Origin of the sequence: Streptomyces sp. L2 (assembly GCF_004124325.1) — a bacterium.
In the GTDB taxonomy this organism is placed as follows: Bacteria; Actinomycetota; Actinomycetes; order Streptomycetales; family Streptomycetaceae; genus Streptomyces.
The window spans coordinates 93,100-106,399 of the sequence record NZ_QBDT01000002.1 but is presented as its reverse complement, the minus strand read 5'-3'; the positions used below and the strand labels follow the sequence as shown (position 1 = coordinate 106,399).

Sequence of the window (13,300 nt, the reverse complement as noted above, 5' to 3'; positions counted from 1 at the left end):
GTCTTCGTACAAGTCGTGATGGTGTCGTGGAAGGACACTTCCCAGGTCAGACGCTCGTGCCTCGGTCCTGGACGCATTCCCCGGGTGATCCGTACGAGTGAGCGCCAGGAATCATTTGGGGCATGGCTTCGGTGGAACGTCCCGTACACCCTTCTTTCAGCGCAGGACCACTTCGCGTGTGCCGCACGGTCGTCGTCGCGACGTGGCATGGGCACGGGGCGCATACCCGTGCTCAAAGGCCTGCGCATCCCAGGGGCCACTGGAGCGAGGCCAGGTGATCCGCGTCTAGGCGGCCACCCAGCTCTTCGAGGAGATCCAGTGCCTGACCGATCCACACGCGGTCCAGGTGCGAGGTGGTTCGGAGTGGTCACTGTTCAAGCAGCCGCTCGGCAAGATCAGAGCAGTCTGCTCAGGCTGGTCGGTGCGGGCAACACCACGAGCGGTACAGCGGGCGATCTCTGCCCACCTCCTCCACGTCAGCCATGGAGTCCCGCCTTCGGAACATGCTGCGGGCAAAGGCTGGTTGCCTTGGCCTGGAGCATGTGCTGCGCCGAATCCGAGAGAAGGCCACCGAGAGAACAGCCGTCGGTCCTTCATGAAGAACACCGGCCCGCCGCACCTCCGCCAAGAAGCTGCCGGGCCGGTGTCAACAGATAGTCCGCCACTCCATTTAACAAAAATTTACTCTAGGGATCCACGTTCTTTACGGGGTCCTCAAAGCAAACGATGACGAACACCCTGCTAGACAAGAGAGAGTACCCATGTGTGCGGCATTTCAGGGGGCCCAGCACCCAATTCGTAACCTCACCCGTCTGGTGTCTACACCTGAAGGGGAAAGGTGCCCTTCCGCTTTGACGCCATCTTTGACGGCGGTGCCGGGATGCCATGGATGGTGGTATGCGGTGCCGGCTGTACGGCGGAGCGGTGGCGTATGGAACGGCTGCGGAGTCCAGAAGAGCAGAGCTCTGCCGTGGTGTCCCGAAGTCATTGCCAGGGCCGCGGAAGTGGATGCCGTTGGCATTTGCGTCAGGCATTACTATGTCGTCCGAGTCGATCGGCAGGTGGGGCTCCTCTGTGACGGTGACCTTTCAGAGGGCCGGAGCTGGGAACAATTCACGACCGTCGACCTCTGGCAGACACTCGCACTCAAGAAGCTATTGGCCCGTATTGTTCGTGACCAAGCCCAGCGGCTGCCCCGTGTCGTTTTCCCGGAGGTGACCGAGTGAGGTCGCCGAGACAATCTATTTGACGGCGAGCGGAAATCTTGCAGGGAATCAGGTGCTCTTCGAACCGGTCGCCGCGGCAGCGTGGCCCGGCAAGAACTTCCTCGCGAACGGCACCGCCGTGCGGGCAGGGCCACCGGTGACCTCGTCGGCGGATTGGCGGTGGCGCTCGGCGAGGGCTGCCGCCCGTACAGGTCGAGCGGCAGCCCCTCCCGGTGATTCCTTGATCACGCCCTCTGGCTCACCGTCTGGTGAGCAGCGCGTGACCCACACCTAGGATTCACAACCTCACAAAGTCGCCTCAGGTGCCCGCCCTTGCCGCTGCGTGATGATTGCCGCGGCCCGGGCAGTAGCTGTTCATTACAGCATGGCCGCATATTCCAGCGCCCTCGTCCGGCGACGGAACCAAGGCCATGCAATGCCATGAGGCGCGGTAAGGCCCTACGCCGTCCATCTCCAGGCAGCCGGCCGCGCTGTGCTGCCCCGGCGGTTACAGCGACAGGGGCAGGAGGTGGGGGACGGCCCGATGGTTGTTACCCGACGCGGTCCACGCTTCGCATGTGCCGCGCGATTATGCAGCAGAGTCTGGACCAGGGGGGCGAGTGAGTTGAGCAAGTGCACGACTGCTTCAGGAGCGACTTCGGGGGACGCCGAGAATCCTGTGAAGGACGGCCCGGCCCTTGTCCCGGCTCGGGAGCTGGGAGACGTGAGGGTGCTCCGCGCGGACGCCGTAGCCGTGATCGAGATCAATCGCCCCGAGCGTCTGAACGCGTTCACCAGCACAACGGTGGACCACCTGCTCGATGCCGTCCGGCAAGCTCGTGCGGAGCGTGACACAGGGGCCATCGTGCTGACCGGGGCCGGGCGCAAGGCGTTCTGTGCGGGAGGCGATCAGAAGCAGCGGGCCGAGGTGGGGGACTACGGCAAGGGCTCCTCGGGCCAGTTGGCGACGGAGGAGCTGTACCGGACCATCCGCGAGTGCCCCAAGCCGGTGATCGCGGCGGTGAACGGCTACGCCTTCGGTGGCGGCCATGTCATGCAGCTCGTCTGCGACATGACGGTCGCCTCGACCACAGCGGTGTTCGCCCAGCCCGGCCCCCATGTCGGATCGTTCGACGCAGGCTATGGATCGGCCTACCTCGCCAGGGTGGTCGGTGAGAAGCGTGCCCGTCAGATGCTGTTGCTCGGCGAGCGCATCGACGCTGTGACGGCACTGTCCTGGGGACTGGTCAACGCAGTGGTTGAACCGGAGTCGGTACTGCAGACAGCACTTGATCTGGCCCGCCGCTGCTGCGTGCTCTCCCCGACCTCGCTGGCCGTCTTGAAGCACTCACTGAACGCTGACACCGAGCACATCGCCGGACTGGGCCGGGTGTGCTTCGACGCCCTGACCCTGTTCGGACACACCGACGAAGCCCGCGAGGGATACACGGCGTTCACCGAGAAGCGGCCGCCTGACTTCGAGCCGTACCGGTCCGGAGTGGAGATGGACGACGATGGCCGCTGAATCCATGCCGAACACCGGAGAAGTAGCGGACTTCGAGCACCTGTACGCCCGGGGCAGGGAAGTCTTCGCCGAGCTAATACCGGGTGGCCGAGAACGCCTGGACAAGATTTTCGCGCTCGCACCGGACCTGGCCCGAACGGCGGTGGGGACCGTCTACGGACACCTGCATGATCGTCAGGCCTTGGACGCGCGGACACGTGAGATCGCGGCCCTGGCGGCGATCGTGGCCTCGGGCATGTGCGGCACCCCGCTCGCGGTGCACGTGCGTACCGCCCTGGCGGCCGGCGTCGCCCCTGCCGAAATCGTGGAAGTGGTGCTGGAATGCGCCGCGTTCGGCGGCTTCCCCCGGGCGGTCAGTGCTCTGCCCGTCATCGAGGAGGCATTCGGCCAGGCCGGGATCCCGGTCCCGCCACGGCCCTCCGCTCGTGACACGGTCCTGAGGGCGATCGACACGGCGCGAAACCGGGCGGCGACCGACCTGCCGGAGACAGCCGACGAGTCCTGGGCGGCGCCGCTCTGCGAACCTGGAACTGACACGGCCGTCCACGCTGTCGCACCGGACCAAGTGCTCGTCGTGGCGGTCCCGAAGGACTCTCACCGACCCGAGGCCGTGCTGCACATACGCGCTGTGGAAGACCGCATCGTCGAGGTGACCACTCTGTCCCGAGCCGGAGACCTGGCAGGAGTCGACAGAGCCGCTCCAGTCCCGGGACCGTCCGCACGGCAGGCTCTCGGCCGGCTTCTGGAAGACCTGCGTACCGTGGGCCACGGTCCAGCCGCCGAGTTGGTCATCACCGATCCGGATCTGCTGGATGAGACAGCACCCTTGCGGGATGTCTTGGCCGCGGGGATCCGGCCCGAGGTGGCGGCCATCGACGCCCACACCGCCATCGCTGTCTTCCGTGACCCCCGGAATCCGCACCCCGTGGTGGCCCTCGCCTTCGCTGACGACGACCGCATCCGCCATGTGCGCGTGATCCAGGCCGAAGACGCCTCTCCGGTATCCCCTGGTTCCTGAACTTCCCACGCTCCGAGCAGGACTGGACAGCCAGGAGAAGTCCCATGGCACCCGCCTACGCTTTCGAAGAACGCATCCCTGTGGTGCATCCCGATGCCTTCCTCCACCCCGACAGCGTGCTGATCGGCGATGTCCGCATCGGGGCCGGATGCTACATCGGCCCGTGCGCCAGCCTGCGCGGCGACTTCGGCCGCATCATCGTCCATGAAGGCGCCAATATCCAGGATTCCTGCGTCCTGCACTGCTTTCCCGACAGCGAAACGGTCGTCGGCCCCGGTGGCCATATCGGGCACGGCGCCGTTCTCCACGGCTGCCGCATCGAGGAGGACGCCCTCATCGGCATGAACGCGGTCATCATGGACGGTGCCGTGATCGGTGCCCAGTGCTTCGTCGGCGCCAACAGCTTCGTCAAGAGCGGCCAGAACGTCCCTGAACGGCACCTTGCCGCAGGGTCGCCGGCCAGGGTGCTGCGCGAACTCACGGCAGACGAGATCGCCTGGAAGCAGCAGGGCACTCGCACCTACCAGGAACTCGCCCGCCGCTGCCTCCGCGATCTGCGGCCTGTCACTCCTCTCTCCACCGTACGTGCCGCCGAAGCCCGGCGAACCGATATCGGCCAGCGGCACGTAACCCTCCACGAACACCGCGCCCGACTCGCGGGCGACCCTGCCGACAAGAATGCACGAGACCCTGACCATGCCCCATGAAGCTCTCCGCGATCCGCTGGAGGCCGAGCGTCTGCGCATCGACGAGGTGGACGAGCGACTGATCACCCTGATCGCCGAACGCAAGAGGATTTCCGAGCAGATCCAGGCCACGCGCCTGTGCGCGGGCGGCAGCCGCACCGACACCAAGCGAGAGATGCATGTCATCACCCGCTACGCCGAGGTCTTGGGACCGGCGGGCCGTGACATCGCCTTGAGCCTGCTGGCATTGGCCCGAGGCCGACTGCCTCAGCGAAACCCTGACCTGCCCGCCGTCTATCTCGGCCCGGCAGGCAGCTTCAGTGACCTGGCCCGGCAACAACTCTGCGGCCCCGACGCACCCAGCCTGGCGCTGGACAGCCTCACAGCAGTGTGGGAAGCGGTCTGCCAGGGCCGCGCAGGACTGGGCGTCGTACCCGTGGAGAACACGACCGCCGGGCCGGTCACCGAGATCATGGACGCTCTGGCCCTCGGGCCGGAGATGTCGATCGTGGGCGAGATCCGCCTGCCGATCGACCTCGTCCTGGCCTCCGCACACCGCGTCCAGACGGACAAGATCAGGACGATCCACACCCACCCGCACGCATACGCCCAGTGCGCCTCCTGGCTCGCGCAACACGTGCCTCACGCCCGTTTCGTGCCGGCTGCCTCCACCGCAGCCGGCGCGCGACACGTCGCCGACGGCGCCGACGACACTGAAGCCGCCATCTGCTCACCCGTGGCGGCCACGCGCGTGGGCCTGTACCCGCTGGCACACGGTCTGACTGGCACGCCCGCTCCGGTCACCCGATTTCTCCAGATCACCCGCGCCGCGCTCCCGCAGCCGCCGACGGGTCAAGACCTGACGACCTTCGTCATCCCCGCCCGCCGCTTCTCCCTGCTCACAGCCTTGCGCGCCTTCGCTGAGTTCGGGATCCACCTCCACAACCTGCATGCCCGCCGCGTCGACCCGAGCGGCTATCTATGGATCGACTGCACCGGACATCAGCATCAGCCGCCGCTGCGCGATGCCCTCGACCGGCTTGGCGGCGGGCACATTCGCGTGCTCGGCTCCTACCCGCGCATCACGCCGGCTCCGGCCGCTCATCACATGCGCCCCCAGACCTCCTCCCGGTCGGCCTTGAGCGTCTCCCATGCCGCGAGCACATCAGAGGGGTGGAGCTCGGTCCAGAAGGGATGAGCCGTGATCTGCCCGACGAGATCGGACGCCCGTGCCCGAAGCCGAGAGACATCGGTCATGGCCGGGGCGGTGCGGTGAGACAAGGGACGCGGGGAGGGCTGCCCTGCCTGCCCTGGGCGTTTCCCGTCCGCGTTCTCTGCTTCCACCGGAGCCGAAGGGCGGCCGAAGAGGTTCCGCAGAGCTTCGTGGACCTGGTTCAGTTCGGCCATCGCGTCGATGAGCTCTTGAGGAAATGGGTATGAGGTATGCCCGCTGGCTGTTGTGGGTGATTGAAGATCAGTGGCCTTTCCGCTCGGACGATGCCCCGGCGAGGGGCCGGACAGCTTCTCGTAAGCCATATCGACTCCCGCTATTGACCCGTACACAACCACCATAGGGCGGAGGCAGCACTCGTGACATGGGGGGCACCTCCCGGGAGTGCTGGCATTTATGCCCTCCAAATGTGGTGTCGCGGTGCGGAATGTGGATTTAACGTAGATCATGTGGATATGCAAGATCCATTTGACGTTGCAGAGTCATTACATCGCTGGACGACAGAGCGGGAAAGCAACCCCATGTCAGGTAAGGAGTTCGGATTCGGTCAGGAACTCAGCGGCTCTGGGGTGGCGTTGATGGGGCCGCAGCTGCTTGCGGAGGGTGTGGAGATGGCGAGTGGCGCGGGTGGAGTGGAGGGCGGGGTAACCGGTGAGGAATGCCTGCCCGTGGACGAGCGCTTCGTCGAGGTGGCCGAGACGAAGGTGAACGTCGGCGAGAAGGGCCCGGGTCAGGACACTGGCGCGTTGTTCGGCTCGGGTGCGCAAGCGGACAGAGGCGGACAGGGCGCGGACGGCGCCTACCAGGTCGCCGAGGGCGATGAGAGTTCGGGCACGCTGGTAGTGCAAGGCGCCCGGCGGGTACATGGTGAACGGACCAGGACTGGCTTCGGCCCGGGAGTATAGGGATTCCGCGCGGTTCAGGGCGGCCATGGCGGCGAAGCGATCGTAATGGGCCAGCAGCACCGCGAGTTGAGCTTCGGTGTATGCCTGGACCGCGGGTGCGGTGCTGCGAGCATAGACAGAAGCCTGGTCGGCGAGGTTGAGAACGGCGGGACTGTGGTGACCCAGGTCGTATGAGTGGGTGGCCATGGCGCGCAGGGCGATGGCAAGCGCTGAGGCATCGTCAGCCTCGACGGCGAGCCGGACCGCAACCTGGTGATAGTGCTGAGCCGTGCGGTCCTGGCCGCTGTCCATACACATGCCGGCCAGGAGCAACGTCAGCTGCGCGGTGGCGGAGAGCAGATCCCGGTGAACCGGTTCTCCCGTACGCGCGGCCACCAGAGGCAAAGCATGGTGGGACAGGTAGGCGGCCAGCGAGGTCCGCACGTGCTGCCCTCCGTATTCCTCGGCCGCTGTGTGGAACAGACGGGTCATGCCTCTCACACAGGCGGCGTCAGTCGGCCCGGAAGACGGCTTTTCCGGCTCGCCGTCCGGCCAGTGCCGGGTACGGAGTGCCGCTGCGATCTCGTCAGGCAAGGTCAGAGCGGCCAGGCTGAATCCATGCCCATCCCACGACGGCGGATGGCTGCGGTCGAGTTCGGCATGGGTGAGCTGGGTGAGTTTGCGGACCGGGTCAGCCTGCCAGGAAGGGTCCACGACGGGAGCGCGGACCTCGGTGAAACCCGCCTCGTACGCCGTAACGGGCCTGCCCAATCGGCGAGAGAGACATTCGAGCACGAGGGTGGGTGCGGGGGAGCGGGGCCGCGTACCCGTGAGCCAGCGCCGCACGGAGGTGTGATCGTACGATACGGCGAGCCCTCGCTCGGCGGCCAACGCACGCAGCGCACGGGCGAGTCGTGCGGGGCTCCACTCAGCCGACTCCAGCAGACTCTGCAAGCGAGTGTTGGGCGTTCGTGGCATACGGACCACCTCCATCGCGGCCACGCCGCGCCGAGTCAGGAGTTGCATACCCCGACCCACGGAGGGCTAAGAGTCGGCATCCCATGGCTGGGCGGTAAATCGGCCAGCGGCAATCGCGACCGGCCACCCCACCGCAAACTCAGTACCGGCTGACTGGGCGCGACTACGGCTCCGGTGTGTGCGGGGCTCGCTTCGTACGACGTGGACGTGACGGCCCGAGATCCATGGGCCCAAGATTCCGTCCCCGACGACGTCCTGCCCGGGGTCAGGCCGACTGCCCGGGGGAGTGGAAGGCGCGCGCCCCACGGACCCCGGCCCGGCGCGGACTTGCGGGTACGGCCCCTCAAGGTTTCCTTCACCGCCCCGATGCCGACTTTCGGCAGAGCAACGAGTGAAGTCAAAGAGAACACCTTGCCGCCGAACTGCGCGATGCCGCAAACTCGTCCCCGAACGGCGGTCTCGAAATAGGTGAACCTCGCGTTCTGGTCAGCACGAATCACTACGAGACCGCCGTTCACCCATACTGAACACCCTGGTGCGGGCCCCACAGACTGTCCGGTATCGGTCCATCAGGCACAGTGGAGCAGGGCAGGCGGAATGCTGCCGACATGCGGCGCCCCTCCCGTCCGCCGACATCTCGCTCAACGGCAGCCTCGCCTGTTGCGTCTTACCCTGCCGTCCCCTCTTTCTCGAATCATCACACGAGGAGGGGATCACTCATTCGGTTCATCTGTTCGTCACACAAAGCGATGGCGCTGATCTTTAGGGGTGTGTCTGGTCCGCGTTTAGGGGCTGTCTTGCCTCTAGTCGGGTGAAAGGTTTTGGTATGGAGCTGCGGCAGCGCCGGCGTTGGGTCGGTGGGATGTCTTTGGGGTTATCGGCGGCGTTATCGGTGTCGATGGGGGCGGTGGGGTTCTTGGCCGCGGTGTCGCCTGCGTCGGCTGATGCGGGGGATGGTTCGGCGACGGTTCGTGTGGTGAGGGAGGTGAATGCGAACGGGAAGTGGGATCAGGCGCTGGAGCCGGGCTGGGCTGGTGTGACGGTGACGCTGACCGATGATGAGGGCCGGTCGGTCACCGGCGTGACGCAGGCGGACGGCACGGTGAAGTTGTCGCCGGGGACGGCGTTGAGTGGTGGTAAGTACCGTATTGAGGTGATGAACCCGGATGCGAAGGTGTATTTTCCGGGTGCTGCTTCGGCGCGGACGGATCTGACGGATCCGCGGGTGCTGTCGTCGAATGTGGAGTTCGTGGACCTGTCCGCGGGCAAGAACGTGGAGGTCACCACCTCGTTCTGGAGCCCTGAGGACTACTGCCAGAAGAACGCCACCCTCGTCACCGCCTGCCAGAACCCCACGATCCCGAACCCGGCCCCGGATTCCAACAAGACCCTGACATCGTTCCCGTTCAACACTCGTGGCGACGCGACAGTGAACCCTGGCCTTGTCACCACCCTGGCGAACAACGCCCAGACAGGCACGTTGTGGGGTATTGGCTACAACAAGGTGACCAAGCAGATCTTCTCCGCTGCCTATGCGAAGCGGGGAACGAAGTACGGTCCTGGTGGTTCGGGTGGGATCTACCGGACGGATCCGGCTACGCACCAGACGGTGGTGTGGGCCATGGTTCCCAACCCGGGTACCACCGTGCACAATCCGGGTGTCCAGATGGATGAGGCGTTCGGGCCGGTGGTGGGCAAGGAGTCGCTGGGTGACCTGGATGTGAGCCCGGACGGCAAGGACCTGTATGTGGTCAACATGCATGACCGCAGGCTCTACCGCTACGACGCCACGCAGGCCACCGCGGCCGCACCGAAGGCCTCCTACTCCATCCCGGACCCGGGCTGCGCCGCCCACAGCGACTGGCGTCCCTACGGTCTGGGCATCCAAGGCGGCAAGGTCTATGTCGGCGGCGTCTGCTCCGGCGAGTCCACCCACAACAAGGCCGACATGCGCGGGGTCGTCCAGGTCCTCGACCCGGTCACCGGCCAGTTCACCGCCACCGTCATGGACCAGCCGCTCGACTTCCCCCGCGGCGGACTTCAGGACTCCGATCCGAACCGGTGCAGCGGCCATGGCTGGTACCCGTGGCAGGAAGTCCGGCCGGCAACTCAGGACGGCAGAGCGTGCAACGCCGACTACATCGAGAACCCCGAGCCGGAGATCTCCGACATCAACTTCGAGACCGACGGCGACATGGTCGTCGGCTTCGGCGACCGGTTCTCCGACCGCAGCGGCTGGTTGCTGCCCGCCACGTCTGCCGCCTGGCCCGCGACAACCGCCTTCCAGGGTGGTGACATCGCGCTGGCGTGCCGTGGCGGGAACCACATGTACGTCCTGGACGGCAACGGCGGCTGCGTCAACCATGCGACACCCGCCAACGATGGCGACGAGCTGCCCAACGTCAAGGAGTACTACCCCGGCGACAACATCGGGGGCCACCAGGAGATCAGCTCAGGTGGCATCGCCGTCGACAAGGTGGAGTCGACCATCCCGTTCAGCGCGATGGACCCCATTGCCAAGACGGGTAGCGGCGTGGCCTGGGTCGACCGGACGACCGGCACGAGGGATGCGTCGTCGGACGGCCTTTACCTGAGTGATGTGTTCGGTAAGACCCGTGGTATCGGTGACTTGGAAGTCCTGTGTGATCAGGCGCCGTTGCAGTTGGGTAACCGGGTGTGGCAGGACACCAATGAGAACGGGATCCAGGATCCTGGTGAGGCGCCGGTGGCGGGTGCCACGGTGAACCTGTACGACGCGAACGGGAACAAGATCGGTACGGCGGTCACGAACAGCCGTGGTGAGTACTACTTCGATTCCACGGTGACGAAGAACGTCAGTGCTGCGGATCTGGTCTACGGCCGTACGTACACGATCAAGATGGACAACCCGGACGACTACGCGGCCGGTGGTGTGCTGCAGGGCTGGGTGCCCACCCGCCCGAACCAGGGCGACGACGACCAGATCGACTCCAGTGGTGAACCGGACGGCAACCCCTTCCCCGCCGTCGTGGTCAACCCCGCCGGCGCCGGGCAGAACGACCACGGCGCCGACTTCGGGTTCAAGAAGCCGAGTGTGGACCTGTCGATCATCAAGGTCGGCCCGGCCAAGGTGGATCCTGCCGGTGAGGTCGTCTACAACCTGATCGTCACCAACAACGGACCCAACGACTCCTCCGGCTGGACCGTGACCGACCCGCTGCCCGCCGGCATGCTCAACCCGCACACCTCCGACGCCGGCTGCGGCATCGGCGCCGGCACCCTCACCTGCACCGGCGGCCCCCTCAAGGTCGGCGAGAGCCACACCATCACCGTCCGCGGCCTCGCCCCCGCCACCGGCCCCGCCAAACTCGACAACTGCGCCACCGTCCGGGGTAACGAGCAGGACCCGAACATGCAGAACAACAACTCCTGCGTCACCACCGACATCCCCGGCATCCCCCTGACCGACCCCGGCATCGCAGCAGCCTTCGCCGTCCTCACCGGCCTCGGCACCGCCTACTACCGCCGCCGACGCCACACCACCGGAGCCGCCCACTAACCCACCCACAACCCCAACCCACCCACCGTCCCTCCCCCCACCAACCACCCGGGGGGAGGGACACCCACATCAGGGACAAACGGGGCCGGCTATCGGTAGCCACGGAGGAGACAGTATGAGGATCAGGTCCGTTGTCACGTGTGCGGTCACCGCATTCATCCTGACCGTTGGACAGGCGGCCGCGAGCCCTGCAACACAACACGCTCGGCCGGTGGACACGAACGCGAGACCGGTCCTGCTCACCACGGAGGCGGAGATTCAGCGTGCCAAACAGCGTGCTGCGGACACCTCTTCTCCCTTTCATGCTTCGTGGCTCAGAGTGCGGTCACAGGCGAACGCCTACCTCAACTTCTCCTTCACGCCCCAGGAGCTGGACGACACCGAGCAGTACTATCGGGATGCCAATCCCGAAGCGAGACGAGTGCATGCACTCGCTGTCGCCTATCGCGTCAGCGGAAACGTTGCCTACCTGAACAAGGCGCGCAGCGGTTTGACGAAGTGGGCGCGGTACAGCAACGCTGACCTGCCCGCAGGTGACCCCGCGCCAAGCTGGCGTCAGTTTCATTATCCCGGTAAGGCCATGCCGCATGCTGCGGGCCTGGTGATCAGCCGAGTGCTGGTGATCTTTGCCGATGCCTACGCGATGTTGTATCCATACCTGCCGACCAGTGAACACGCGGAAATCGAGCGCTGGTTCAGAAGTATGCGGTCGCCGATCCAGCACAGTGCCGCGTTATGGGAGTCGGCAGACTGGTTCAATACCGCGCCTGGAAAGATGGTGAAGGTGGAGCCGCCATGGCTGAACCGGCAGTACTACAACAACCACCTCACTGCCCAGATGATGGGTCTCTTGACCATTGGTTACGTGACAGGCGATAACTCACTCATCTCCTATGCGCTGAATGATTCGGACAATCCGCGTGATCTTCAGGAGGATTTTCTCGGCGAGTTGGTCACACCAGGTCAGGCCCTGCAGGAACGGGATCCCAGCCTGGGCAATGACAACGACCGGTGGCCGGACCCACTGCGCGGCGAGCTTTACGACCGCTATCGGGTAACGAAGCGGGTCGACGAAAATGACAGCAGAGACAAGGGCCTCATCTACGCTTCGGCGGGGCAGAGGTTCTTGTCCTTGGCTGCTGAACTTGCCCGCAATAACAACGCGCCCATCGACTACTGGCAGTATGTTCCTGAAACTGGCGAGAGCCTGCGAGACAGCTACGCCACTTACGCTCCGTGGATGTCCGCCACGACACCTCGGGCAAAGGCCGACGCCCTCGCGTGTCGTGGCCGGTACTACGAGAACAGTGCATATACGAGGAAAATGGAGCAGACCTGGCGGTCATTGACAGAGTTGGCATTTCGCGAGTATCCGTACGATCCCGATATCCGCGCGGTCGTTAGGTCCGCGCCGGCGCGCGACTACAACGATGGTGAGACGTTCGGTCCTAGTGCGGCGCTCCTGAAGGGCGAACTGCTCGATCCGCCCGGGGGTCCGGCGTGGACCTACCAATCCACCGACGGCGGCGCACCCACCACTCCGTTCCGAACCGGCGGTGGCGCTGATTCCCACTTCCTTGGGGACTGGGACGGCGACGGTGTTGACACCCCAGGCTGGCGTACCGGCAACACGTTCTACTTGAGCAATCTGCCGTCGGGGAAGGACCCTGTCGCGTATCCCTATGGCAGGACGTGTGACCAGCCTTTGATTGGTGACTGGGACGGCGACGGGACCGACAGCATCGGAGTCCGGCGAGGCAAGTCATTCCTGCTGTCCGACGACAATAAGACGACGGATGTCTCCTATGCGGCTGGCCGGGGGAGTGACCGGGCAATTGTCGGCGACTGGGATGGTGATGGAGTCGACACGCCGGGCCTGATTCGCGGGAAAACGGTGTTCCTGCGGACCGGCAACACGAACGTAGATCACTACCTCCCGGAATTCCAGTTTGCCCGGGTGGGTGATCGCTTCGTTGCAGGCGACTGGGACGGCGACGGCATTGACACACTGGCGGCCGTCCGTCAAAACGGCTCTCGACTTACCTGGTATCTCAGGGCGGGGAACGCTGTGAACAGCCCGGTGATGGCCACCCTCACGCATGGCGCGGCCCTCGACGGCGCCACGGCCGGCAACACGACCGGAGGTGCAGCTGATGAGTTGGTCGCCATTACCTATCGCTAAACAGCAGGTTCGCGAGTCGGCCACCTGACCGCACTGTACCTCCAGTTGTCGGG

General features: G+C 65.4%; 7 protein-coding genes. 6 read left to right on the top strand and 1 reads right to left on the bottom strand.

Annotated features, from left to right (window positions below; all coding sequences use genetic code 11):
- The first annotated feature begins 1,959 nt into the window (after positions 1–1,959).
- From DBP14_RS35160 to DBP14_RS35145, 4 genes are read left to right on the top strand one after another with little or no spacing between them, the layout of a single operon-like run.
- Entirely contained in the window at positions 1,960–2,730 is a 771-nt protein-coding gene (locus DBP14_RS35160; RefSeq protein ID WP_241741379.1) for an enoyl-CoA hydratase-related protein, read from the top strand.
- On the top strand, positions 2,720–3,748 hold the full coding sequence (locus tag DBP14_RS36515) for a carboxymuconolactone decarboxylase family protein (protein WP_206739501.1): 1,029 nt from the start codon (positions 2,720–2,722) through the stop codon (positions 3,746–3,748). Before DBP14_RS35160 ends, DBP14_RS36515 begins: the two co-directional genes overlap by 11 nt.
- 44 nt (positions 3,749–3,792) lie before the next feature.
- Positions 3,793–4,455: a transferase hexapeptide repeat family protein gene (locus DBP14_RS35150; RefSeq protein WP_129312296.1), complete on the top strand. Its 663-nt coding sequence runs from the start codon at positions 3,793–3,795 to the stop codon at positions 4,453–4,455.
- Positions 4,427–5,632 carry a chorismate mutase gene (locus tag DBP14_RS35145; protein WP_129312295.1) on the top strand — a complete coding sequence of 402 codons (1,206 nt, stop codon included), beginning with the start codon at positions 4,427–4,429 and terminating at the stop codon, positions 5,630–5,632. The genes DBP14_RS35150 and DBP14_RS35145 overlap by 29 nt, the downstream gene beginning before the upstream one ends.
- A gap of 557 nt (positions 5,633–6,189) precedes the next feature.
- Here the strand turns inward: DBP14_RS35145 and DBP14_RS35140 are convergent.
- On the bottom strand, positions 6,190–7,263 hold the full coding sequence (locus DBP14_RS35140; protein WP_241741378.1) for a hypothetical protein: 1,074 nt from the start codon (positions 7,261–7,263) through the stop codon (positions 6,190–6,192).
- 1,249 nt (positions 7,264–8,512) lie between these two features.
- Here DBP14_RS35140 and DBP14_RS35135 point away from each other — a divergent pair.
- Both DBP14_RS35135 and DBP14_RS35130 read left to right on the top strand, forming a co-directional pair.
- Positions 8,513–11,065, top strand: a complete 2,553-nt coding sequence (locus DBP14_RS35135; protein WP_129312294.1) for an SdrD B-like domain-containing protein — start codon at positions 8,513–8,515, stop codon at positions 11,063–11,065.
- A gap of 211 nt (positions 11,066–11,276) precedes the next feature.
- Positions 11,277–13,247 (top strand): alginate lyase family protein, encoded by a 1,971-nt coding sequence (locus DBP14_RS35130; protein ID WP_164992572.1) that lies wholly within the window; start codon positions 11,277–11,279, stop codon positions 13,245–13,247.
- The last annotated feature ends 53 nt before the right edge of the window (positions 13,248–13,300 follow it).

Bases quoted from the DNA above. Each gene is read 5' to 3' on its own strand.
- DBP14_RS36515 (WP_206739501.1), top strand. From the start codon at position 2,720: ATGGCCGCTGAATCCATGCCGAACACCGGAGAAGTAGCGGACTTCGAG.
- DBP14_RS35150 (WP_129312296.1), top strand. From the start codon at position 3,793: ATGGCACCCGCCTACGCTTTCGAAGAACGCATCCCTGTGGTGCATCCC.
- DBP14_RS35145 (WP_129312295.1), top strand. From the start codon at position 4,427: ATGCACGAGACCCTGACCATGCCCCATGAAGCTCTCCGCGATCCGCTG.